Source organism: Microbacterium sp. LMI13-1-1.1, assembly GCF_040815625.1.
Taxonomy (GTDB): Bacteria; Actinomycetota; Actinomycetes; order Actinomycetales; family Microbacteriaceae; genus Microbacterium; species Microbacterium forte.
The window spans coordinates 1,199,660-1,222,952 of the sequence record NZ_JBFPNL010000005.1 but is presented as its reverse complement, the minus strand read 5'-3'; the positions used below and the strand labels follow the sequence as shown (position 1 = coordinate 1,222,952).

17 protein-coding genes and 1 pseudogene are annotated in these 23,293 nt (G+C 68.2%); 6 read left to right on the top strand and 12 right to left on the bottom strand.

Annotation, left to right across the window (positions count from 1 at the left end):
- Positions 1–109 precede the first annotated feature (109 nt).
- Positions 110–913 carry a DeoR/GlpR family DNA-binding transcription regulator gene (locus tag MRBLMI13_RS12695; protein ID WP_042539216.1) on the top strand — a complete coding sequence of 268 codons (804 nt, stop codon included), beginning with the start codon at positions 110–112 and terminating at the stop codon, positions 911–913.
- Positions 914–1,002: 89 nt separating this feature from the next.
- Here the strand turns inward: MRBLMI13_RS12695 and MRBLMI13_RS12690 are convergent, their stop codons facing one another.
- The 3 genes from MRBLMI13_RS12690 to MRBLMI13_RS12680 form a co-directional block, all read right to left on the bottom strand.
- Positions 1,003–5,631, bottom strand: a complete 4,629-nt coding sequence (locus MRBLMI13_RS12690) for an ExeM/NucH family extracellular endonuclease (RefSeq protein WP_367822921.1) — start codon at positions 5,629–5,631, stop codon at positions 1,003–1,005.
- Positions 5,632–5,867: 236 nt separating this feature from the next.
- Positions 5,868–6,626, bottom strand: coding sequence for an SURF1 family protein (locus tag MRBLMI13_RS12685; protein WP_367823120.1), 759 nt, complete (start codon positions 6,624–6,626; stop codon positions 5,868–5,870).
- Between the two features lie 57 nt (positions 6,627–6,683).
- Positions 6,684–7,799: a GuaB3 family IMP dehydrogenase-related protein gene (locus tag MRBLMI13_RS12680; protein WP_042539210.1), complete on the bottom strand. Its 1,116-nt coding sequence runs from the start codon at positions 7,797–7,799 to the stop codon at positions 6,684–6,686.
- 76 nt (positions 7,800–7,875) lie between these two features.
- Between MRBLMI13_RS12680 and MRBLMI13_RS12675 the strand changes: the two genes are divergently transcribed.
- Entirely contained in the window at positions 7,876–8,955 is a 1,080-nt protein-coding gene (locus MRBLMI13_RS12675) for an FAD-dependent oxidoreductase (RefSeq protein ID WP_367822919.1), read from the top strand.
- A 1-nt stretch (position 8,956) separates the two neighbouring features.
- Here the strand turns inward: MRBLMI13_RS12675 and MRBLMI13_RS12670 are convergent, their stop codons facing one another.
- The 9 genes from MRBLMI13_RS12670 to guaB form a co-directional block, all read right to left on the bottom strand.
- Positions 8,957–10,645 carry an ABC-F family ATP-binding cassette domain-containing protein gene (locus MRBLMI13_RS12670; RefSeq protein WP_079112377.1) on the bottom strand — a complete coding sequence of 563 codons (1,689 nt, stop codon included), beginning with the start codon at positions 10,643–10,645 and terminating at the stop codon, positions 8,957–8,959.
- Between the two features lie 69 nt (positions 10,646–10,714).
- On the bottom strand, positions 10,715–12,499 hold the full coding sequence (locus MRBLMI13_RS12665) for a sensor histidine kinase (protein WP_367822917.1): 1,785 nt from the start codon (positions 12,497–12,499) through the stop codon (positions 10,715–10,717).
- Positions 12,496–12,843 (bottom strand): response regulator, encoded by a 348-nt coding sequence (locus MRBLMI13_RS12660; protein ID WP_042539202.1) that lies wholly within the window; start codon positions 12,841–12,843, stop codon positions 12,496–12,498. The genes MRBLMI13_RS12665 and MRBLMI13_RS12660 overlap by 4 nt, the downstream gene beginning before the upstream one ends.
- The gene (locus tag MRBLMI13_RS12655; RefSeq protein ID WP_171821987.1) at positions 12,840–12,983 is read right to left on the bottom strand and encodes a hypothetical protein; all 144 of its coding nucleotides are present in this window, start codon (positions 12,981–12,983) and stop codon (positions 12,840–12,842) included. The genes MRBLMI13_RS12660 and MRBLMI13_RS12655 overlap by 4 nt, the downstream gene beginning before the upstream one ends.
- Positions 12,980–14,482, bottom strand: a complete 1,503-nt coding sequence (locus MRBLMI13_RS12650) for a glycosyltransferase family 2 protein (protein WP_228385658.1) — start codon at positions 14,480–14,482, stop codon at positions 12,980–12,982. The genes MRBLMI13_RS12655 and MRBLMI13_RS12650 overlap by 4 nt, the downstream gene beginning before the upstream one ends.
- Positions 14,467–15,180, bottom strand: a complete 714-nt coding sequence (locus tag MRBLMI13_RS12645) for a PHP domain-containing protein (RefSeq protein ID WP_367822914.1) — start codon at positions 15,178–15,180, stop codon at positions 14,467–14,469. Before MRBLMI13_RS12645 ends, MRBLMI13_RS12650 begins: the two co-directional genes overlap by 16 nt.
- Complete coding sequence (locus tag MRBLMI13_RS12640; protein ID WP_367822912.1) at positions 15,177–16,166, bottom strand: ATP-grasp domain-containing protein; 990 nt, start codon at positions 16,164–16,166, stop codon at positions 15,177–15,179. Before MRBLMI13_RS12640 ends, MRBLMI13_RS12645 begins: the two co-directional genes overlap by 4 nt.
- Positions 16,166–17,224: a response regulator gene (locus MRBLMI13_RS12635; protein ID WP_228385657.1), complete on the bottom strand. Its 1,059-nt coding sequence runs from the start codon at positions 17,222–17,224 to the stop codon at positions 16,166–16,168. The genes MRBLMI13_RS12640 and MRBLMI13_RS12635 overlap by 1 nt, the downstream gene beginning before the upstream one ends.
- Before the next feature lie 178 nt (positions 17,225–17,402).
- A complete protein-coding gene (gene guaB / locus MRBLMI13_RS12630; protein WP_056375811.1) occupies positions 17,403–18,905 on the bottom strand; it encodes an IMP dehydrogenase in 1,503 nt (500 codons plus the stop codon).
- A 299-nt stretch (positions 18,906–19,204) separates the two neighbouring features.
- On the opposite strand from guaB, the gene MRBLMI13_RS12625 reads away from it, so the two are divergent.
- From MRBLMI13_RS12625 to MRBLMI13_RS12610, 4 genes and pseudogenes are all read left to right on the top strand, one after another.
- A complete protein-coding gene (locus MRBLMI13_RS12625) occupies positions 19,205–20,521 on the top strand; it encodes a branched-chain amino acid ABC transporter permease (RefSeq protein WP_042539449.1) in 1,317 nt (438 codons plus the stop codon).
- A 5-nt stretch (positions 20,522–20,526) separates the two neighbouring features.
- On the top strand, positions 20,527–21,504 hold the full coding sequence (locus MRBLMI13_RS12620; protein WP_042539192.1) for a branched-chain amino acid ABC transporter permease: 978 nt from the start codon (positions 20,527–20,529) through the stop codon (positions 21,502–21,504).
- A 46-nt stretch (positions 21,505–21,550) separates the two neighbouring features.
- Positions 21,551–22,516 (top strand): ABC transporter ATP-binding protein, encoded by a 966-nt coding sequence (locus tag MRBLMI13_RS12615; RefSeq protein WP_042539447.1) that lies wholly within the window; start codon positions 21,551–21,553, stop codon positions 22,514–22,516.
- A pseudogene (locus MRBLMI13_RS12610) lies at positions 22,513–23,268 on the top strand (ABC transporter ATP-binding protein); the annotation flags it as partial. The gene MRBLMI13_RS12615 and the pseudogene MRBLMI13_RS12610, both read left to right, overlap by 4 nt.
- Positions 23,269–23,293: the final 25 nt, after the last annotated feature.

The following is a 23,293-nucleotide window of genomic DNA, read 5'->3' as shown; positions in this document are numbered from 1 at the left end:
GAATCGCCGTCACGGTGCGGGCTGCGGACACGATCCGCGCCGCAACGAATCTGCAGTTTTCTGCTGAACTCTGCCGAATTTCTCGCTCGTATGTGCTAGAGATGGGTGCATGGAAGCAACCGCACCGTCGCCCAAGCGCCGCCTCCCGGCGGGTCGGAAGGCGGATCTCGCCTCGTATGTCGAGCAGGTGGGAGAGGTGACCGTCGGCGGCCTCGCCGAACATTTCCACGTCTCCATCGACACGATTCGCCGCGATCTCGACCAGCTCGACCGTGAAGGCGTCGTCATCCGCACACACGGAGGAGCTGTCAGCGCGGAGGGGCAGCTGAAAGACCGGGCGCTCGACGTCCGCCTGCGGATGCAGACCGAGGAGAAGGAGACGATCGCGCGCCTCGCCGCGGGACTCATCGACGATGGAGCAGTCGTGATGCTCAACGCCGGCACGACCACCCTGGCCCTCGCCCGGGCGCTCCGCAACCATCGGGATCTCACGATCGCGACGAACAACCTGCGGATCCCTGCCGAGATCTCCCCTTCCGCCTTCCGCGACCTCTACGTGTTCGGTGGCGCTGTGCGAGCGATCACCCAGGCCACCACCGGACCCGTCACGTTCATGATGACCCCGGGGGGACCCGAGGTGGACATCCGTTGCGATCTGGCACTGATCGCCGTCGGCGCCATCGACGAGGCCGGCTTCTCGACGTCGAACATGGGCGACGCGAACATGATGGCCGAGATGATCCAGCGCGCGGATCGCACCGCGATCCTCGCGGACTCGTCGAAGTTCGGGCGGCGGCTGTTCGCCCAGGTGACGACTCTGGACCGCGCGGACTACCTGGTGACGGACACTCCCCCGGAATCGGCGTTCGCGACCGCCCTCGCGCAGGCCGAGGTCGAGGTCATCTCCGCCTGAACGGCGACCGCGCCCACGCACGACGAAGGCCGCCGGGATCGCTCCCGACGGCCTTCTTGTGTGTCAGGCGGGCATGCCGCCTGTCGAGGTCAGAACCAGCCGTTGATGAGATCCCACAGCCAGTCGATGATGCCGCCGATGATGCCGCCCGCACGGTTGACGGTGACCGTGGCTGTCGCCTCGTCGCCGTCCGCCTGCGACACGGCGACCGTGTACTTGCCGGGCTGAGTGCTCTTCGGCACTGTCACGGACGTCGAGAAGGTGCCATCGGCCCTGACCTGGACGGTGCCGACCTCGACGGCCGAGCCCTTCTTCGGTCGCAGCTCGACGGTCACGGTCTCGCCGGGCTCGTAGCCCTCACCGGTGATCTTCAGCTTCTTGCCGGCGGCCACCTTCGAGGATCCGAGGTCGATGGAGCCGGCGAACTCGACCGGCTCCTCACCCGCGATCGTGAACGGCACCTGCACGGTCGTCCCCGTACCTGCGACGGCGACGGTGAGCAGCTGCTCTCCGAAGACGCCCGAGGGAACCGCGAAGCTGAGCGACGCGCGCCCCACCTCGTCGGTCGTGTCGACGATGGTCGGGTCGACTGCACCCGAGGCGAGCTGAGCACCGCCGAGCGACAGAGTCACCTCACCCGGCGCCTGCTCCCCCGCGCTGAACGCCAGCGACGAGAGTGCGACGGTCACCTGGTCGCCGGCGCTGTAGCCGTCGGCATCCGGCGCGCTGACCGAGACACCCACCGCACGCTGCGCGAGGTCGGGCGTCGCCGTCTTGTTCGCGTCGAACCAGTCGACCATCGACTGCAGATCGATCTTGCCGGTGTCGCGCTTGCCCGTCCCCTCCCTGAAGGTGAAGAAGTTGTCTCCACCCGCGGCGAGGAACGAGTTGGCTGCGACCGTGTAGTTCGCCGCCGGGTCGATCGCGGTTCCGTTGAGGGTGATCGACGTGACGCGCGAGCCCTGGGCCGCGGCCGGGTCGTACGTGTAGACGAGCCCCTCCGAGACGCCGAGCTTGAGGAACGGACGGGCCGACCCTGCGGGCTGCCACTGCTCCTCGAGGACGCCCTTCAGCTGCACACCGGTGAGCGTCAACGTCACCAGCGTGTTGGCGAACGGCTGCACCGTCGCCGCCTCGCGGTAGGTGACGTTGCCATTCGGGTCGCTCGCGTTCGACGACGCGTATGTCAGGTTCGCACGGATGCCGCCCGGGTTCATCAGCGCGATGTCCGCACCGGTGGACCACTTCTGCACGTCGGCGACGAAGTTGCCGATGGTGGACTCGCCACCGCGGTTCTCCGAGCCGTTCGTCTGGCGAGCCCGGTTGAAGTCGGCCGTGATGTCTCCGACCTTCACCGCACCGAGCACATCTGCCTCGGCCTTCGCCTTCGCCACGATGTCGGCGACCTCCGGAACCGCTGGGTAGAGCGGCTGGCCGGCGGCGGTGAGGGGCTTGATCTCGTTCGTGATCGAGATCAGGTCCTTCGTCTTCGGGTCGACCTGGAGGTTCATGAGCCCCAGGTTCTCGCCGTACTGACCGGCCGAGACGACGGGACGACCGTCGATGACGTGGTTGTACGCGAGGTGGGTGTGCGCCGACACGATCGCGTCGACATCCTCATCGACCCCGTAGACGATCTCGCCCAGGGGCGAATCCGGAGTGATGCTCGACAGTTCGACGCTGGACGCGCCCTCGTGGACGAGGAGGATGACGACATCCGCCTCACCGTTGGAGGAATCCCCGTCACGCAGGTCGTCGGCCACGGCGTTCACCGAGTCGACGATGCTGCGCACCTCGAGATCGGCGATGCCCTCGGGGGAGACGAGCGAGTCGAGGTCCTCCGTGACAGCCCCGACGAAACCGACGCGCACGCCGTCGAGTTCCTTGACCCAGGCCGGGGCGAGCGCGGGCTCGCCGGTCTCTGTCACGAACACGTTCGACGAGATGTACTCCCAGTCCGCGCGGTCCTGCACACGGTCGCGCAGGTCCTCCCAGCCCTGGTCGAACTCGTGGTTGCCCGCCGCGCTGACGTCGAGACCGGCAGCGTTGAGCGCGTCGATCGTCGGGTTGTCGTCGTTGATGAACGAGGTGAACGTCGACGCGCCGATCAGGTCGCCGGCTCCGGCGAAGATCGTGTTCGGGTTCTCCTCACGGAACTGCTTGACGGCGCCCGCGACCACTGCGGCACCGGCGGCAGCACCGTCGGCTTCGATCCGACCGTGGAAGTCGTTGATCGTGACGACGTCGATGCTCACCGGCGGGATCTCCGAGGAGACGCCGACGATGATCGGGTCGTGGTCGCTGGAGCGGAACGGCGTGCCCGCCTCGGTGGCACCGAACGCGTAGCCGCGATCGCTCCACTCCGGAGAGTTGATGCTCCACACCCCCGCGCCCGTGATCGACGCGGCCAGCGACGGCGATGCGAGCACGTGGTCGAGCGAGCCGAGCTCGCCGTCGAACGAGTAGGTGTGCTCGTCGGGTGCCTTCTCGCGCGCGACATCGCTCCAGCCCTCGCTCGTGAAGACCTCGATCGGGTCTTCCTTCGCGTAGGCGTTGAAGTCGCCGATGAGCAGGATGTCGCTGCTTCCTGTGGTCTCCTCGATCTCCGTGGTGAACCCCTTGAGCGAGTTCGCCTGCTTCACGCGGTCGGCGTTGAAGAAGCCCTGTCCGTCTGCGGGCTCTGCGCCCCCGCCCTCGGGCGCCGACTTCGACTTGAAGTGGTTCGCGACCACGGTGACCACACGGCCGTCGATGTCGAAGGCCTGCGCGATCGGCTCGCGGGCGTTGCCCCACACCGTCTCGTCCGTGACAGTGAGGCTCTCGCCCACGGTGCTGACGTCGTCCTTCTTGTAGATGATCGCGCTCGTGATGAAGTCCGTGGTCGCCGAGTCGTTCAGCTCGTCGGGGGTGCGGACGTAGTCCCACTCCTCGCTGCCCAGAGCATCGTTGAGTCCGTCGACCAGATCGGCGAGCGCCTCGTCGAGCGAGCCGCCGAGCTTGATCGAGTTCTCGATCTCCATGAGAGAGACGATCTCTGCGTCCAGCCCGTTGATGGCCGCGACGATCTTGGACTTCTGGATGTCGAACTGGGCCGCGTTCGCCGCGCCCCGAGCGTTCGAGTTCTCGCTCTTGAGCGTCGTGAAGTAGTTGAACACGTTGAATGACGCGACCTGCACGTCGCCGCCCACGGTCGGTGCCGTGTCGGTGCGGGGGTTCGTCGCCTCGAAGCCCGCCTTCAGGTCGGCCGACGACGTGCTGTCGATCGGCACGACCGGCTGCAGACGCCAGTCGTCGAAGCCGTACTGGAGCACATATCCGCTGTCGCTGAAGTCGACGGTGTCGCCGTTGCGGACGACGACGTCCTTCGTGAAGTACGGCTGGTCGTTCGGGTGCCCGCTGTTCGAGACCTGGATCGACCATCCGTCGTCGAGCAGGATGCGGTTGGCCCGATTCGCCGCCGCGATCGCGGAAGCCTCGGCGCCGGGACGCACGGTCTCGGTGCTCTTGACGTTCAGGTCGGCTCCGGCGTTCAGCCAGAGCGTGCCGAAGTTGTAGAGCTGGTGGCTGGACGCGAGGCGGTAGGTGCCCGCGGGCGCCACGTACATGTTCTCGTACTGCTCGCGATCGGTGCCGACGGTGACGTCTGGCAGAGGTGTGGCCTCGGGAACACCGGCCGCTGCCTGCACCACCGAGATGCCTGACAGCGCAGCCGGGTTGATCTGGGTCTGGCCGAAGTACTCGCTGACCGAGCCGGTGATCGAGACGAGGTCGCCGATAGCGAGCGTGGGCGCGAGCGCGTTGAGGAAGACGAAGACGCCGTCCGATGCTCCCGGCGTGGCGTCGGTCGCTCCGCCGGATCCCTCGGTCTGGATGACGATGCCCTTGTAGCCGCCCGTCCGGTAGTCGGCCGTGACGACGCCCTCGACCGTGACGGTCTGGCCGTTCAGCGGCGAGACGTCGGTCGTGCCCTGCACGTCGGCGATGGACACCTCGGTGGGCTCGGGTTCGGGCTCGGGGTCGGGATCGGGAACCGTGCCGGCGTTCTGCGGCGTGATGGTCGGCGACAGGCTGAAGTCGGCCTTGTTGTCGTCGGTGTCCTTGCCTCCGGTGCGGTTGAGCGACTTCACGTCGGTGTTGCCCGTGGGCGGCGTCGCCGCTGCGGTCTCGAAGGTGTTCGAGGTGCCGTAGCCGAGCACGTCGATGACGCCGTCGACCCCGGTGACCGAGCCGGGGGTCAGCGTGACCGCCGCCGTGCCCTCGACCAGTGCGAGCGTGCCGTTCGTGCCGCTCGGGTTGAGGGTGCTCACGGCATCGGCCGTGGGGAGGGCGGCGCCGTTGGCTCCGTTGCTGCCTGCCTGCACGAGATAGTGGCCCCCGGCGGGGATGACGCCGGTCAGGGGTGCGACTCCGTTGGAGCCTCCCGTTCCCGTCGCCGATCGGTACTGCAGCGAGAGCCCGTCGAGGGTGACGGGCGCGGCCGTGGGGTTGTAGAGCTCGATGAACTTGTTCGTGAACGCCGCACCGGCGCTGCCTCCGGAGAGGTACGCCTCGTTGATCACCACCCCCGTCCCTGAGACGTCTGCGGAGGCTGGCGCGGCGATCAGGGCGCTGGCGCCGAGAGCTGCGACGCAGGTGGCGGCGAGGACGCCGAGACGCCCCCGACTTCTGCGATCTGACCCGGGAACCTGCTGGTTCGCGGCGTCGGGAGCGGACATCATCTGTGTTGTCTCCTCGGGTATGGTCTGGCGACGGCTCTCGTGAAACCGCGTCTGTGCGAGCTCTCAGCCGACGCACATGTGAGCGAGCATACGGACGCCTTCGGACATCCTCAACGGAGTTTTCCGATTGGTAACCAAGCCCTCACCGAACGTCCCGAAGGGCCCCTGACGAAGGTGGAATATCGCGTGGAGAAGCGCTCAGATGCGCGCGGCCGATCGCGCGAATGCGCGGTGACTCAGGCAGTCCCGCCGGTGCCGGCGGCTGCGTCCTCGAACTCCTCGACCTCGCGCTCCCACTGGTCCTTCGCGAGTCGGTACCAGAGGTAGAACGCGAACCCGGCGAAGATCGCCCATTCCGCCGCGTAGAAGATGTTCAGCCAGTTCACCGGCGACTGCTCGTCGGGCGCCGGTGACGAGATGTCGGTGAGACCCGCCGTCGCCGTGACGGAGGCCAAGTACGGCCGATAGACATCCAGGTCGTCGACGTCGTGCCAGTGGCTGAGGAGCGCCGCGGTCGACATCCGGTCCATGCGCTGCGGATCGTCCTTCGGCGGCAGGGAGGGGCCCTCGTCCGAGATGACGCGTCCGATGATCGATGCTTGTGCGTCGCCCTCGTTCAGCTCCGCCACGGCCGCATCGGCCACCGCGCGGTCGGCGGTCCAGCCGATCGCGACCGCTATCGACGTGCGCTCCGCGACTCGCAGCTGACCGGTCACCCAGTAGCCTTCGACATCGTCGTTGAATCGGCTCGACACGATGAGGAAGTCATCGGGGATCCACGTTCCGGTCGTCTCGACCTTCTGCCCGACGAGCGGCTCCGGCAGATACTGCCCCGGCTCGACGACATCGGTCAGCGGCCGCACCTGCTCGGTCGCTCCGGCGGGCGGCGGATCAGTCTCGATGGCGCGCTCGAGCTGCCATTGGCCGAGCCACGCGAACACGCCGGCGACGACCAGGCACAGCACGAGCATCCCGATCCAGCGTCCCCGGAGCATGACCTCGCGGAGGGTCGGCGGGAACAGAGCAGCAGAAGTCACAGCGTCGTGCGTGCCTCAGGCCTCGTAGGGCGCGAGGACGACCTCGACCCGCTGGAACTCCTTGAGGTCGGAGTATCCGGTGGTGGCCATCGACTTGCGCAGCGCCCCGATCAGGTTCGACGTGCCGTCGGCGACGGGGGCAGGACCGTAGAGGATCTCCTCGAGCGTGCCGATGCCGCCGACCTCGACGCGGCGGCCGCGCGGGAGCTTGGGGTGGTGCGCTTCGGGACCCCAGTGGAAGCCGCGACCCGGTGCGTCCGTGGCGCGGGCGAGCGCGACGCCGAGCATGACCGCGTCGGCGCCCATCGCGAGCGCCTTGACGATGTCGCCGGAGGTGCCGACGCCGCCGTCTGCGATCACGTGCACGTAGCGTCCGCCGGACTCGTCGAGGTAGTCACGACGGGCCGCGGCGACGTCCGAGACGGCCGTCGCCATCGGGGCATGGATGCCGAGCGTGGCCCGGGTGGTCGATGCCGCTCCCCCGCCGAATCCGACGAGGACGCCGGCCGCGCCCGTGCGCATGAGGTGCAGTGCCGCGGTGTAGGTGGCGGCTCCGCCGACGATGACGGGCACGTCGAGGTCGTAGATGAACTTCTTGAGGTTCAGCGGTTCGTCGACGCTCGAGACGTGCTCGGCCGACACCGTGGTGCCGCGGATGACGAACAGGTCGACGCCGGCCGCAGCGACGGTGTCGTAGAACTCCTGCGTGCGCTGCGGGGTCAGGGATCCGGCGACGGTCACGCCGGCCTCGCGGATCTCGGCGAGGCGCTGCGTGATGAGCGCCGGCTTGATCGGCTCGGAGTAGAGCTGCTGCATGCGCGCGGTCGCCTCGCCCTCGTCGAGGGCGGCGATCTCGGCGAGAAGCGGCTCGGGGTTCTCGTAGCGGGTCCACAGGCCCTCGAGGTCGAGGACGCCGAGTCCGCCGAGCTGCCCGAGCATGATCGCGGTCTGCGGGCTCACGACGGAGTCCATCGGGGCGCCGAGCACCGGGATGCCGAATCCGAAGGCGTCGATGGTCCAGGCCGTCGACACGTCCTCCGGGTTGCGGGTGCGCCTCGAGGGCACCACCGCGATGTCGTCGAACGTGTACGCGCGACGCGCACGCTTGCCTCGGCCGAGCTCGATCTCCATGGTCACCACCCCAGACTACCGGGCGCACGCGATGACACCGACGGCTGGGAGACTGAGAAGGAGCTCGGGAGGCAATATGTCGGATTCGATGGAGGTCGCCGTCATCGGCGGCGGCGTGATGGGCCTCGCGACCGCGTGGGAGCTCGCCCGGCGCGGGCTGAAGCCTGTCGTGTTCGACCGTTTCGCCCGCGGACACCGCCAGGGGGCCTCGCACGGCGCGACACGCAACTTCAACAACACCTACGACGAGGAGCACTACCTCGACCTGCTCGTGCGCGCGCGTGAGGGGTGGAATGCCCTGGGGCAGGTCGACGGCGAGCCGCTGCTGCGCCTCCATGGCCTCGTGACCCACGGCGATGTCGACGTCGCCGTGATCGAGCAGCGTCTGATCGATCGCGGCATCCACGCCGAGACGCTGACGGCCGGCGAGGCATCGTCACGCTGGTCGGGCATGCGCTTCGGCGATGACGTGCTGTTCTCCCGCGATGCCGGTGTCGCCCGTGCATCCGCCGCGCTGGGTGAGCTCGAACGACGCATCGTGGCCGCGGGAGGCGAGGTGCGCTGGGAGACCCCGGTGGCGCGCATCGAGGAGACCGACGAGGGCGTCGACATCATGCTGTCCGAAGAGCGGATGCGGGCAGACGTCGTCGTCGTCACGGTCGGCGCCTGGACCGAGCGGATGCTGCCCGGCATCCGCCTGCCTCGGCTGGAGGTCACCGAGGAGTTCCCCGCGCACTTCCGCCCCAGAGGGGACGACGTGTGGCCGTCGTTCAATCACTACGTCGACCCCGACCTCCACCCGGCGACGGTCTACGGCATGCCGACGCCCGGCGAGGGCGTCAAGGTCGGCTTCCACCGCGTGGGCGACGTCGTCGACCCCGATGCCCGTCCGCACGCGGTCACGCACGCGGGGGCTCTCGCGGACTACGTGCGCGAGTGGATGCCGGGTCTCGACCCGGCATCCGCCGTTCCCGTCAGCTGCACCTACACCTCGACGGATGACAGCGCCTTCGTGCTCGATCGGCGCGGACGGATCGTGGTGGGTGCAGGCTTCTCTGGTCACGGGTTCAAGTTCGCACCGGGGGTCGGCGCGACGCTCGCAGACCTGGCGCTGGACCCGACGGCCCTCGCGGCTGAGCCCTTCCGCCTGTCCTGACTCAGCGCGCCCGCGCCACCCGACGCTCATCCCACACGGGAGCGTCGGACTCGTACACCTCGCCGTCTGACCCGAACACGAGGAACCGGTCGAACGAGCGCGCGAACCAGCGATCGTGGGTGACCGCGAGCACGGTTCCCTCGAAGCGCTGCAGGGCGTCTTCAAGGGCCTCCGCCGACTCGATGTCGAGGTTGTCCGTCGGCTCGTCGAGCAGCAGCAGCGTCGCGCCGGAGAGCTCGAGCAGCAGCACCTGGAAGCGCGCCTGCTGCCCGCCGGAGAGCGATTCGAAGGCCTGCTGCGCCTGGCGGACGAGCCCGTACCGGTCGAGCGCAGAGCTGGCTGCGTCCCTCGGCATCCCCGCCCGCCGCTCGTCGCCTCTGTGCAGGATCTCGAGCAGAGTGCGGCCGACGAATTCCGGATGCGCATGCGTCTGGGCGAACAGCCCCGGCACGACGCGCGCGCCGAGCGTGGCCCGCCCGCTGTGATCGACGGGAGCCAGCTGCTCCCCCGTGGATGTCACGTGGCCCAGCGACGGATCCGGGTCGCTGCCTCCGCGCGCGAGCAGGCGGAGGAAGTGCGACTTGCCCGAGCCGTTCGACCCGAGCACGGCCACCCGATCGCCGTACCAGACCTCGGCATCGAACGGCCGCATCAGGCCGCTGAGCTCGAGCCGCTGCGCGACCACCGCGCGTTTGCCGGTGCGTGCTCCGCGCAGTCGCATGTCGAAGTCCTGAGCCGGCGGCCGCTCCTCCGGCGGGCCCGCCTCCTCGAACTTGCGCAGACGGGTCTGCGCCGCCTGATACCGCGACGCGAACCCGTCGTTCGCTGATGCCTTGACCTTGAGGTTCGCGACGAGGGTGCGCAGCTTCTCATGCTGCTCGTCCCACCGACGGCGGAGCTCGTCGAGCCTGTCCATGCGGTCGCTGCGCGCCTGGTGGTAGGTCGCGAACCCGCCACCGTGCACCCATGCCGAGGCGCCGGCACCGCCGGGTTCGAGAGTGATCAGGCGGTCGACCGCCCGCGCCAGCAGCTCCCGATCGTGCGAGACGAGCAGCACGGTCTTCGGCGTCTGTCTCAGCTGCTCCTCGAGCCAGCGTTTCGTGGGCACGTCGAGGTAGTTGTCGGGCTCGTCGAGCAGCAGCACCTCGTCCGGTCCGCGCAGCAGCGCCTCCAGAGCGAGCCGCTTCTGCTCGCCGCCCGACAGCGTCGTGAGGTCGCGGAACCGCGCACGCTCGTACGGCACGCCGAGAGCGGCGACCGTGCACTGATCCCACACGGTCTCGTGCTCGTACCCGCCGGCGTCCGCGTACTCCGCGATCGCCGTCGCGTAGGCCATCTGGGTGTCGTGCTCATCCCGTTCGATCAGCGCGTCCTCCGCCGCCTCGAGAGCCACCGCCGCCTGACGGATGCGCCGAGGCGCCACTCTCACGAGCAGCTCGTGAACGGTCTGGCCGGCCTCGCCGTGGCCGACGAACTGATCCATCACACCGAGCCCGCCGTCGATCGTCACGACCCCGGCGTCTGCGGCCTGATCGCCTCGGATGATGCGGAGCAGCGTCGTCTTGCCTGCCCCGTTGGGTCCGATGAGCGCGCTCGTCGAACCGGCTCCGACGCGGAACGTCGTCTCGTCCAACAGCGGTCTGCCGTCAGGAAGGGTCAGCGAGACCCCTGCAACATCTATGTATCCCACCGTGCGTGGCCGTCCTTCCGCCCGCATGGCGAGCCGACCAGGCTATCAGCTGCCGGAGCCGACGGCGGGTCAGGAGCGACGGCCGACCACCTGGATCGCCTCGGTGCGGGGCGCCACCGGGAGAAGCATCCGGAACTCGGTGCCGACGCCCTCCCTGCTCGTCACATCCATCGAGCCGCCGTGGGCGAGCACGATCGCCCGAGTGATCGTGAGCCCCAGCCCGACGCCGGGCACCGCGTTCCGGGTCGCGGTCGACGCGCGGAAGAACCGGGTGAACAGCATGCCCTGCTCGTCTTCGGGGATCCCCACGCCGGTGTCGCGCACGGCGAGCTCGACGGCTCCGTCGACCTCGCGCAGGCTCGCGGTCACCCGCCCTTCCGCCGCGGTGAACTTGATCGCGTTCGACAGCAGATTGTCGAGGGCCTGCCCGATACGTCCCGAATCCACGGTCATCAGCACCGGACTCGTCGGGACCTCGGCGAGGATCTCGATGCCCTGCCGCTGCGCGTGCGGCCCCGAAGACGCGACGGCGCTGCGCACCAGTTCGGCGACGTCGGCTTCTCGGCGTTCGAGCGGGAAGCGACCGGACTCGACCTGGGCGGTGAAGAGCAGGTCGCCGACGAGATTCAGCAGCCGCTGCGCGTTGCGCTCGATGATGTCGACGAACTCCTGCTGATCCGACGTGAGCGGCTGGGCCGGATCGTTCTGCAGGAGGTCGAGGAATCCGATGATCGCGCTCAGCGGTGTGCGCAGCTCGTGCGAGATCATCCCGACGAACTCGTCCTTCATGCGTGCGACCTCGACCGCCCGGGTCTCGTCCGTGATCACCAGCAGATAGCCATGTCGCGAACCGTCGGAGTCCTGGTAGGGGGTGACGGTGACACGGGCGGGGACCGTCGACCCGCCCTCCCTTGCCACGTCGATGTGCGAATCCACCGGCAGCCCGGCGTCAGCGTCGTCGAAGAGTGCGCGCAGCCCGGGGTGGAGCTCATCGCCCGGCGTCGGCCCATGCTCGGGGACGAACGGGGCGAGCGCGTGCGAGGGGAAGAACCGGTCGATCTGCACCGCGGCGAGCGCGTCGGGCACCTCCATGCCGAGCAGCCGCACAGCGCCCGGATTCCAGGCCGTGATGGTTCCGTGGTTGTCGGTGGCGATGACGGCCTGTCCGGTGATCGAGTTCCACAGGCTCGTGAAGGACTCGGAGAGCGCGCGGTACTGCTGCTCGCTCGACTTCAGCTGCTCGAGGATCTCCTCGTTGGCCGCCAGGGCCGCCGTGCGCTCGACGACGTGGCCCTCGGCCTGGGTGGTGCGAAGACGCTGCTGGCGCGAGAGCTCGTTGACGATGGCCCCCACCGTCGCGAAGACCAGCGGACCGATCACACCGCGCAGCCAATCGGCCGGGGCCTCCGGCGGGTCGATGAGGTTCGGCATGACCAGGGCGATCGACGAGAGGACCCCCACGATGAGGACCTGCCTGCGACCGGGAGCGGCGGCGATCCAGACCACGGGGAGGAGGACGAAGGAGGAGAAGAGCGATGCCGGCCCTCCGGTGCCGGTCCGGATGGCTCCCAGTGCGACGATGTCGATCATCGGGATGAGCATCACGATCCAGCCCTCGTACACACCTCGCACCGAGAGCACGGCCGCAAGCGCTGTGACGGCGGCGATGGTGACGAGCCCGAAGATCGCGACTGCCGTGTCCGTCACCGGGATCCCCGGGACGGTCCACATGAGCACGGCCGCGATGGCGACCGCGATCGCCGTCGGCCCCTGCTTCATCAGCGGCGTCGGGTTGTCGAAGTAGCGGCGCCAGCTGCGCTCCATCGACTGCTGCACGGTGCTGGTCGGAGTCATCGTGTCGCTTCTCGCAGGAGCGCTCGCAGATCCGCACCGATGATCGGCTTGGGAAGCGCGGCATCGGCGTCGGGGTAGTCCGCGACGTCGAGCACCGAGCTCACGATGAGGAAGCAGTCGGGGAAGCGGGTCTTGATGAGACGCGCCAGCTCCGTCCCGCTGATGCCGGGGAGCAGCAGGTCGAGCACCGTGACGGCAGGAGAGATCGTCGCGAACGCAGCGATCGCCGTCTCGGCATCCGCCGCTGCGAACACGTCGAACCCCTCGCGGTCGAGGTAGCGCTTCAGCAGCGCCGTCTGGTCTGCGCTGTCCTCGACCACGAGGGCCAGCGGCCGCGCGGTCATCGCAGGAACAGCTCTCGCACGATCACGATGACGACGACGATGCCCAGGGCGAGGAGCGCCTGCGGGATCAGGAGCTTCTCGCGACGGGCGTCGGCGGCGATCTCCTCCTCCTCGGCGCTTCTCGAAGGTGCTTCGGTCATGAGTCGACCCGTCCGATCTTCTCGGTCTTGATCCATGCGGCGTCGGCGTGGCGCCACTCTTTGATGTACGAATCCACGGTGATGGCGCACAGAAGCGACCCGTACCCGCAGACGTAGAGGAGGAGGCCGGCGAAGAAGCGGCCGCCTGGCAGTCGCTCCACCGCGCGTGCGAGCCAGATGCCGAGCATCGAGATCGGCCCCCAGAGATAGAAGATGACCGCCCAGGTGAACCGGGTCTCATCCGTGACGGCGATTCCGAGGTCGCTCAGCCCCGCCTCGAACAGCCAGGGGAACAGCGCGATCGCCATCAGGATGAGAGCCCCGAGTCCGGGGAACATCAGCGCCTCGCGCCAGGATTGACGGCCGATCCGCCCGTCGAGCTGCACCGCGTAGAGCATCGAGTACAGATAGATGCAGGCTGCGGAGATCCACATGAACCGGAAGACGAACTCGGCGATGTCGCTGTGCAGGACGAGCAGCACGAGCAGCGCCGTGGCGGCGAGGATCATGAACGCCGGCAGCAGCAGGATGGTGAACCACGCGAGACCGAACGCGAAGCTGCCCAGGTTGTGCACGCGGCTGGGTCGGAACCAGAGATGGCGGTAGATCGAGGTCAGCTGCACGTTGCCTCTCGCCCACCGCAGGCGCTGCTTCCAGAGACTGTCGATGGTGCGGGGCTCTTCGGCGAGCACGACCGCGTGGGGCTCGAAGACCATACGGCGCCCCGCCAGCTGACCCTCGAACGTCGTCATCGTGTCTTCGGCGAGCGTGCCGGTCGGGATCCGACCGCCGATGGCCTCCAGGTTCGCCCGCGAATGCAGCTGCGCGCCGCCGGCCAGGCATGCGATCGCTCCCCCGACGTTCTGGGTGCGCCGAGCCGAGAGCTGTCCGATGACATATTCGATCGCGATGAACCGGGTGAGGTAGTTGCGGTCGCGACTGCCCTCGGCGATGTAGGCCGTGACGGCCCCGACCTTCTCATCGGCCAGGTGCCGGCTCATCTTCCGCAGCGAGTCCCGCGCGAAGATCACGTCGGCGTCCATGATCAGGACCGCTTCGGTCCACTCGTCCGCGAGCACGATGTCGAGCCCGTGATTCAGCGTGTGCGCCTTGCCCTCGCCGCCCTTGTCGCGGCGGAGGTGCACGACGCGTCCGGGGTATGCCGCAGCCTTCGCCGCGACCACCTCCGGGGTGTCATCCGTCGACGCATCGTCGATGACGAAGATCCGGAGCCGGTCGGCCGGGTACTCGAGTTGCGTGAGGCGTTCGATCGCCTGCCCGAGCACGAGCCCCTCGTTCCAGGCGGGGATCAGCACGGCGATGCGGGGGTGGTGCGGAGCTGCCTTGCCGTAGTGGTTGCGGAAGGCATGGATCGGGAGCACGAGGAACTGCAGGCCCGTGTTGATGACAGGCAGCGTTCCCACCAGCACGCAGAGGAGCAGGAACACCACGACGACGGTCTCGACCCAGTTCAGCTCGGGCATCAGCGAGCCCTCCATCCGTCGAGGATCTCCGCCACGCGCGAATAGCGTCCGACATCGGAGGCCACATGGCTGTCGGTCGACGCGACGATCTCGGCGCCGGCACCGTGCAGCGCGTCGAGAAGCGGGATACCGGGGCACCCCCACTTCTCGTTCACCTCGACGATCGTGTCGGTCTCGGCCGCCGTCTTCGCCCAGGCCGCGATGCGATCGGCACCGAGGTCGTTCTCGGAGAGACCGATCTTGGGCAGGATCGAGAAGCAGTGCGCCAGCTGGTTCCCCGGGTGGCGGCGCATGGCCGAGATCAGCGCGGAGACCAGCTGATCGAGCGCGTCCTCCGGAGCCCAGCCGCCCTCGATCCGCTCTCGGACGACGCTCGGACCGAGCGGTCCGTCGACGCCGGGGAACTGATGATCGGCGATCAGGATGCGGTCGATCCCGGTGGGCAGCTCGGGGATGTCGAGGTCACCCGAGGCATCGAGGATCTTCGCCTCCACCCCGGTCAGCACGGTGAGACCGTCGGGCACCTGCAGCGACCGCACGGCCGCGAGATAGTCGGGCACCCAGGGTGTGGATCGGCGCACATGGTCGACCAGGCGCACGGTGGCGAGCCCCGCCGCGGATGCCGCCGCGACGTTCTCGGCGAGAGTCGAGACCGCGTCGTCCGAGAACGTCGAATGCACGTGATGATCGCCTCGGAGCAGCGCGTGAGTCACAGCTCCTCCTGATGCCCCGCGTGCGCGGAGACGAGGACCTCGTCGACGTCGAGGATCACGTCCTCGAGGAACCGCACCGAGGCGACCTCGCGGAAAGGGATCGTCGACGGGATCTCACGACCCAGGAACAGATCGGCGACGAGCGAGGGGATGTCGACGCCGGCGGCGATCGTGAGCGGAAGAGCACCCGGGAACCGCGGATTGACCTCGAGCAGCACGGCACGGCCTGCGCGGTCCCGCCGGAGCTGCACGTTGGCGACGCCCACGAGTCCGATGGCACGAGCGATCGACGCCGCGGCGCTCTCGAGCTCTTCGTCGTGCACCGTGCGTCCGGCGATCGCGACACCCGAGTCGACCCTGGCGCGGGTGCGCGGCACAGCCGCCACCACCGCACCCGAGGCGTCTGCGATCACATCCACGGAGTACTCCTCGCCGGGGAGGAAGTCCTGCACGATGAGTCCCTCGTCCTCGGGCAGCGCGTCGAGCGCCGCGCGGTCGGGGACGACTCGCACGCCACGGCTGCCCGCACCCTGGCGAGGCTTGGCGAAGGCCGGGAACTCCCAGTCGACCGCCCGGGCGTCGGGACCCGCGAGCACGGTGCGCGGGGTGAGCCCCGTCGCCTCGCAGCGCTCGGCGAGAAGCAGCTTGTCGAGCGCCACCGAGAGCGTGTCCTCCGAGGGCGCGGCGAGCACGGCCGGGGCCAGCTCGTCGCGTCGGCCGGCGAGTGCCGCGAGCTCGACATCCACCGTGGAGATCACGAGGTCGAGTCGATCCTCCTCGACCATGCGGGCGATCGTCGAGACGAAGTCCTCGTCGCGCCCCGGTGGCACGAGACGCCGGTGCGTCGGCGGGACGAGGTAGATCCCGCTGGCCCAGCCGTCCATGTCGGCCGCGAAGACCTCGAGGTCGGATCGGCGCAGGAGCGAGCGGATCACGGCCACTCCGGCAGGGCCTCCTGCACCGGTCACCAGCACGCGCGCGGTCATCAGCTCTCCCTTCGAGTGAGCTCGTGGGCGCCGATGAACTCGGCGGTCTCGCGCACGACCTCGAGCGGCTCCACGGCCGCTCCGCCGCCGAAACGCGACCAGTATCGAGCGGTGGCCGTCACGAAGTCGGGGTCCAGGTAGTCGCGCGTCGCCGTCTGCGAGCCGAAGCACTCGAGCAGGCGCAGCTTCTGAGCGATGTACTGATCGATCCGCACGAAGCGCGTCGGACGGAAGTCGATGGTGGCCGAGGGGCTCTGGTAGCAGGCGACGGTGCCGACCCTGCGGGTCGCGGCGATCGTCGCCTCGCTCACGGCGCGGTGATCCTGGTGACGGTCGTTGGACGAGTGGGTGTAGACGATCGTCGGCTGCACCTCCTGAACGACCTCCTCGATCAACCGCACGGTGGCACCGCCGCCGGAGATCTCGGTGTCCACGAGGTCTTTGACGAACAGGCGCGCGTCGAGGATCTCGGCCGAGGCGAGCGACTCGTGCTGCCGACTGTCGGCGTCTCCACCGCGCGCACCGCGCGAGAGGGTGAGGATGGTGATCGAGTCGCCGGCCTGGGCGTGCGCCGCGAGGATCCCGCCCACGCCGATCTCGACATCGTCGGGGTGCGCGCCGATGGCGAGCACGACCTCTTTGGTGCGGCCGGCTTCACGTCGCGCGCGACCCTCGGTCGCCAGCCGCTGCACGGCCTCGACGAGCTTCAGATTGTCGAGCGGCTTCGTGAGGAACTCGTCGGCCTGCGCGCGCAGGGCCGACACCGCGTATTCGACCGAGACGTGCGCGGTCATCACGATCACAGGCAGCAGGGGGTCATTGCGACGCAGCTCTGCCAACAGCTCGAGGCCGTCGAGACCGGGCATCTCGATGTCGGTGACGACGACGTCAGGGGTGAAGGTCTCCAGTCGCTCGACGGCGGACTGTCCGTCGTGCGCGACCGCGACCTCACAGCCGGCCCGCCTCTCGAGCACGGTCTTCACGAGCAGGGCGACGTCAGGGTCGTCATCGACGACGAGGACGCGGGGAGCATCCTGGGGCATATCTGCGGCTCTCATTGGGGAAGTCCCCTGCCGATCAGCGTCCGGCATGTCACTCCCTGCGCCCTTCGCGCCGAGAGCTCGAGGGGAAGTCGAGCGGGTGTCTCTAAATACTGGCATATCAATAGACCGCAACGACCGCGCAGCGCGACAGAGGGCCGGATGCTGTCGCATCCGGCCCTCTGTCTCTTCTGTCTCAGCGCTTGTAGTTCGGCGCCTCGACCACGATCTGCACGTCGTGCGGGTGCGACTCCTTGAGCCCGGCCGCGGTGATGCGCACGAACTTGCCGCGCTGCTTGAGCTCTTCGATGGTGCGCGCACCGACGTAGAACATCGACTGGCGCAGCCCGCCGACGAGCTGGTAGGCGACGGCCCCGACAGGACCGCGATACGGCACCTGCCCCTCGATGCCCTCGGGGATGAGCTTGTCGTCACTCGGCACGTCGGCCTGGAAGTAGCGGTCCTTGGAATACGAGGTCTGCTTGCCGCGTGTCTGCATCGCTCCGAGCGAGCCCATTCCGCGGTACTGCTTGAACTGCTTGCCCGACTGGAAAACGATCTCGCCCGGCGACTCGTCGGTGCCGGCGAGCAGCGAGCCGAGCATCACGGCATCAGCACCGGCGACGAGGGCCTTGGCGATGTCGCCCGAGTACTGCAGTCCGCCGTCGGCGATCACGGGCACACCGGCGGGGCGTGCCGCGAGCGATGCCTCGTACACGGCGGTGACCTGGGGCACTCCGACGCCCGCGACGACACGGGTGGTGCAGATGGAGCCGGGTCCGACGCCGACCTTGACGGCGTCGACGCCCGCGTCGACGAGCGCCTGAGCGCCCTCGCGGGTCGCGACGTTTCCGCCGATCACATCGATGTGCGCGAAGCTCTCGTCGGCCTTGAGCCGCTTGACGAGGTCGATCACGCCCTGAGACTGGCCGTTGGCCGTGTCGACCACGAGCACGTCGACGCCGGCATCGCGCAGCGCCTCCGCGCGCTCCCAGGCGTCTCCGAAGAATCCGATGGCCGCGCCGACGCGCAGGCGACCCTGGTCGTCCTTCGTCGCCAGCGGGTACTTCTCGCTCTTGTCGAAGTCCTTGATGGTGATGAGGCCGGCGAGCCTGCCGTCGTCGTCGATGAGCGGCAGCTTCTCGACGCGGTGGTGCGCGAAGAGCGCGATGACCTCGCCTGCGGCCACGCCCACCGGTGCGGTGACGAGGCCCTCCGACGTCATGACGTCCTTCACGAAGGTGGTCTGACGCTCGAAACCCGACACGAACCGCATGTCGCGGTTGGTGATGATGCCGACGAGACGGCCGTCGGGGTCGACGACAGGAAGGCCCGAGATGCGGTACTTGGCGCAGAGCGCGTCGACCTCTTCGACGGTCGCATCCGGCGACGTCGTGATCGGGTCGGTGATCATGCCCGACTCGCTGCGCTTGACGCGGTCGACGTGCGCGGCCTGATCGGCGATCGAGAGGTTGCGGTGCAGGATGCCGATGCCGCCCTCTCGTGCCATCGCGATGGCCATCCGAGACTCGGTGACGGTGTCCATCGCGCTGGACAGCAGCGGTGTCGCGACCGAGATCCGGCGGGTGATCCGCGACGAGGTGTCGGCCTCGCTGGGGATGACGTCGGTGTGCCCCGGGAGGAGCAGCACGTCGTCGTACGTGAGTCCGACGAAGCCGAAGGGGTCGTGCTGGTCCATGGATTGTCCTCCTGCGGGCGCGATCTGGGGGCGAGGGTGTACCAATTCTAAGCGTCGGGAGCCTGAGGAAATTCCCGGTCGTCGCGCGCTCCCGCGCAGCACGACACGCGGAGACGCTCCGGATTCGCAACTTCGTGATGGGATCGTTCTCACCGTGAGCAGATCGTGCCTTGGTTGAAACAGAGCCGACACATTACGCTCATACCGTCGTACATCAGGGCCGATGCACAACTCCGTCATGGCCTGTGTACTGGGCTGGAGGTTCTGTGCGTCCGACGATCTCGGCGAATCGAAGCGGAATGCGGTGGGTCATCATCCTGCTCGCGTCGCTCCTCGCCATCGCTTTCCTGTGGTTGCAGCCTCCTGCAGCGGCCTCCGCCGAAGAGACGGACGACGGGCAGGAGATCACCGACTTCTACTTCGCCGGCGTCATCACCTTCGACGACGACCCGGTCGAAGGCGTCGTCATGACGATCGAGGGCGGCGGCTTCGAGGGCGAGACCGAAACCGACGCAGAGGGCAAGTGGCGCCTGTACGTGCCTGAGAAGGACACCTACACGCTCACCGTCGACGAGGAGACACTCCCCGACGGTGTGATCGTCGACGCGGCGCAGCTGCCGGAGGGCACTCAGCCCATCGCCGGCACGACCGCGTCGTTCGAGGTCGAGTTCGGTCTGACCGGCACCAAGATCCTCAACCTCTTCCTCGGCGAGGGCGAGAGGATGACGACGTCCTTCATCGATCAGCTCCTCTCGCGTCTCGTGGGCGGTCTGAACTTCGGTCTGCTGCTCGCACTCGCCTCGATGGGCGCCGCGCTCATCTACGGCACCACCCGGCTGTCGAACTTCGCGCACGCCGAGATGGTCACCTGGGGCGGCCTGGTCGCCCTCGTGACGACGAGCTTCTGGCACCTGCCGCTGTGGCTCGGGATCATCGCGGCTGTCATCGGCGGCGGCCTCTTCGGCTGGGCACTGGATGCCGGCATCTGGCGTCCGCTGCGAAGACGAGGGCTCGGGGTCGTGCAGCTGATGATCGTCAGCATCGGCCTGTCCCTCGCCCTGCGCTACGCCTTCCAGTACATGATCGGCGGCGGCACCCGTCAGCTTCCGGGTGCCAGCCCCGAGCCCTTCCGGTTCGGTCCGATCTCGCTGTCGTACATCGACCTGATCGGAATCGTCGTCAGCATCGTCGTGATCGTCGGGGTCGCGTTCTTCCTCACACGCACCCGCATCGGCAAGGCCACCAGGGCGATCTCCGACAACCCGCAGCTCGCGGCCGCGTCGGGCATCGACGTCGACAAGGTCGTTCGCTACGTCTGGATCCTGTCCGGCACCCTCGCGGCGATCTCCGGCATCCTCTGGGCGTACTTCCGCCCCGGTGTGAAGTGGGACATGGGCATGCAGATGCTGCTGCTCATCTTCGCCGCCATCACCCTCGGCGGCCTCGGCACCGCGTTCGGCGCGCTCGTCGGCTCCCTCATCGTCGGCATCGCGGTCGAGGTCTCCACCCTCTGGATCCCCTCGGATCTGAAGTATGCGAGCGCCCTGGTCGTGCTCATCGTGATCCTCCTCGTCAGACCGCAGGGCCTGCTGGGACGCAGGGAAAGGTTGGGCTGATCGCCATGGACTTCGGAAGCATCTTCTCGAACACAGCCGCTTATCTGTTCAGCCCCGTCACCCTGGCGTACGCTCTGGCGGCGACCGGTCTGGCCGTGCACTTCGGATACGCGGGACTCCTCAACTTCGGTATGGCCGCCTTCATGGCCATCGGCGGGTACGGCTACGCCATCTCGGTGCTGACCTTCGGTCTCCCCTGGTGGATCGGCATGCTGATCGGCCTTCTCGGCGGCGCGCTGTTCGCCGTCCTCCTCGGCATCCCGACGCTGCGGCTGCGAGCCGACTACCTCGCCATCGCGACGATCGCGGCCGGTGAGATCGTGCGGCTGCTCTTCACCACCCAGATCTTCGACGAGTACACCAACTCGGCCGACGGTCTCGCGCAGTTCAACGGCGGGTTCCGCGACGCCAACCCCTTCCCACCGGGCACCTACGGGTTCGGGCCGTGGACCTACAGCGCGAACGACCTGTGGAACCGCGTGTTCGGACTCCTCGTGCTGCTCGTCGCGATCCTGCTGGTCTGGTCGCTCATGCGCAGCCCGTGGGGGCGCGTGCTCAAGGGCATCCGTGAGGACGAGGACGCCGTGCGCTCGCTCGGCAAGAACGTCTTCGCCTACAAGATGCAGGCGCTCGTGGTCGGTGGTGTGATCGGCGCGGCCGGAGGGATCGTGTTCGTCCTCCCGTCGGCTGTGGTCCCCGGCAGCTACACGACCTCGCTCACGTTCTTCCTGTGGACCGCCCTGCTGCTCGGTGGAGCAGCCACGGTGTTCGGCCCGACGCTGGGCGCGATCCTCTTCTGGGTCGTGTTCGCGTTCATGGCCAACCTGCTGCCGTCCATGGCGAAGGCGGGAATCCTGCCGATGTCCGACAGCCAGGCCTCGACCCTGGTGTTCATCTTCGTCGGCATCGCCCTGATGCTGCTCGTGATCTTCCGACCTCAGGGCATCCTCGGAGACAAGAGGGAGATGACCTTTGTCAAATGAACTGACCCCCGACGAGAGCGCCGAGACGGCGCCCGCAACCGGGAGCATCCGACGCCCCAAGACCACCGGTCTCGCGAAGGGCCCCGCGGCCCCCGGCGTGCCGAAGGTCGACCCGATCCTCGTGGCAGACGCCGTGCAGCGACGCTTCGGCGGCCTGACCGCCGTCGACGTCGATCACGTCGAGATCCCGCGTGGCGCGATCACCGCGCTGATCGGTCCGAACGGCGCGGGCAAGACGACGCTGTTCAACCTGCTGTGCGGGTTCGACAAACCCAACGCCGGCACCTGGTCGTTCGACGGGGTGAGCCTCTCGGGCGTCCCCTCGTTCAAGGTGGCGCGCATGGGACAGGTGCGCACGTTCCAGCTGACCAAGTCGCTGTCGCTCCTCACGGTGCTCGAGAACATGAAGCTCGGGGCTCCGGGGCAGCGCGGCGAGGGCTTCTGGTCGAGCCTCTTCCCGTTCCTGTGGCGCAAGCAGGACCAGGAGATCGAGGGCAAGGCGCGCGAGCTGCTCGCCCGCTTCAAGCTCGACGCCAAGGAGAAGGACTTCGCCGCATCGCTCTCGGGCGGGCAGCGCAAGCTCCTCGAGATGGCCCGCGCTCTGATGAGCGACCCGACCCTGGTGATGCTCGACGAGCCGATGGCCGGTGTCAACCCGGCCCTCACGCAGTCGCTGCTCGACCACATCCTCGATCTCAAGGGCCTCGGGATGACCGTGCTGTTCGTCGAGCACGACATGCACATGGTCCGCCACATCGCCGACTGGGTCGTGGTCATGGCGGAGGGTCGCATCGTCGCCGAGGGACCCCCGGACGAGGTCATGGAAGACCCCGCGGTGGTCGACGCCTACCTCGGCGCGCACCAGGATCTCGATCTCGGTGCCGTCACCGGTCGCATCCCCGTGATCGAGAATGCCGCAGCCGCCAAGCTCCGCGAGCAGATCGAAGCAGAAGCCGAGGCGGAGCTCGAAGCGACGAGCACCCGCGATTCCGACCAGAAGGGCACCGCATGAGCGCCGCCACCCCCGCAGCGTCGTCGCCGTCACCCGACGACATCGTCGTCGAGCTCAAGGACGTGCACGCCGGATACCTCCCCGGAGTGAACATCCTCAACGGCGCGAACCTGGTCGCACGTCAAGGAGAGCTGATCGGCATCATCGGCCCCAACGGCGCGGGCAAGTCGACCCTGCTGAAGGCGATCTTCGGCATGGTCAACATCCGCGGTGGCGACGTCACCCTGAACGGGGACAGCATCGTCGGGTTGAAGGCAGACAAGCTCGTCAAACGCGGCGTCGCCTTCGTGCCGCAGACGAACAACGTCTTCCCCTCGCTCTCGATCGAGGAGAACCTGCAGATGGGGCTCTACCAGAACCCCAAGATCTACGCAGAGCGCCTCGAGTTCGTCACCGGCATCTTCGCCGAGCTCGGCAAGCGCCTCAAGCAGCGCGCGGGCTCGCTCTCGGGCGGTGAGCGCCAGATGGTGGCGATGTCGCGGGCGCTCATGATGGACCCGTCGGTGCTGCTGCTCGACGAGCCCTCCGCCGGCCTCTCCCCCGTGCGCCAGGACGACGCGTTCATCCGCGTCTCCGACATCAACAAGGCGGGAGTGACCACGATCATGGTCGAGCAGAACGCACGTCGCTGCCTGCAGATCTGCGATCGCGGCTACGTGCTCGACCAGGGCAAGGACGCGTACGAGGGCACAGGGCGCGACCTGCTGAACGATCCGAAGGTCACCGCCCTCTACCCGGCCCCGCTCGGCACGGCCGGGCCGTGTGGCGGCTCACACA

Bases quoted from the DNA above. Each gene is read 5' to 3' on its own strand.
- MRBLMI13_RS12695 (WP_042539216.1), top strand. From the start codon at position 110: ATGGAAGCAACCGCACCGTCGCCCAAGCGCCGCCTCCCGGCGGGTCGG.
- MRBLMI13_RS12685 (WP_367823120.1), bottom strand. From the start codon at position 6,626: ATGCTCCGGGGACGCTGGATCGGGATGCTCGTGCTGTGCCTGGTCGTC.
- MRBLMI13_RS12665 (WP_367822917.1), bottom strand. From the start codon at position 12,499: ATGACTCCGACCAGCACCGTGCAGCAGTCGATGGAGCGCAGCTGGCGC.
- MRBLMI13_RS12620 (WP_042539192.1), top strand. From the start codon at position 20,527: ATGGACTTCGGAAGCATCTTCTCGAACACAGCCGCTTATCTGTTCAGC.
- MRBLMI13_RS12680 (WP_042539210.1), bottom strand. From the start codon at position 7,799: ATGGAGATCGAGCTCGGCCGAGGCAAGCGTGCGCGTCGCGCGTACACG.
- guaB (WP_056375811.1), bottom strand. From the start codon at position 18,905: ATGGACCAGCACGACCCCTTCGGCTTCGTCGGACTCACGTACGACGAC.
- MRBLMI13_RS12625 (WP_042539449.1), top strand. From the start codon at position 19,205: ATGCGGTGGGTCATCATCCTGCTCGCGTCGCTCCTCGCCATCGCTTTC.
- MRBLMI13_RS12675 (WP_367822919.1), top strand. From the start codon at position 7,876: ATGTCGGATTCGATGGAGGTCGCCGTCATCGGCGGCGGCGTGATGGGC.
- MRBLMI13_RS12660 (WP_042539202.1), bottom strand. From the start codon at position 12,843: ATGACCGCGCGGCCGCTGGCCCTCGTGGTCGAGGACAGCGCAGACCAG.
- MRBLMI13_RS12640 (WP_367822912.1), bottom strand. From the start codon at position 16,166: ATGACCGCGCGCGTGCTGGTGACCGGTGCAGGAGGCCCTGCCGGAGTG.
- MRBLMI13_RS12690 (WP_367822921.1), bottom strand. From the start codon at position 5,631: ATGATGTCCGCTCCCGACGCCGCGAACCAGCAGGTTCCCGGGTCAGAT.
- MRBLMI13_RS12655 (WP_171821987.1), bottom strand. From the start codon at position 12,983: ATGACCGAAGCACCTTCGAGAAGCGCCGAGGAGGAGGAGATCGCCGCC.
- MRBLMI13_RS12635 (WP_228385657.1), bottom strand. From the start codon at position 17,224: ATGAGAGCCGCAGATATGCCCCAGGATGCTCCCCGCGTCCTCGTCGTC.
- MRBLMI13_RS12650 (WP_228385658.1), bottom strand. From the start codon at position 14,482: ATGGAGGGCTCGCTGATGCCCGAGCTGAACTGGGTCGAGACCGTCGTC.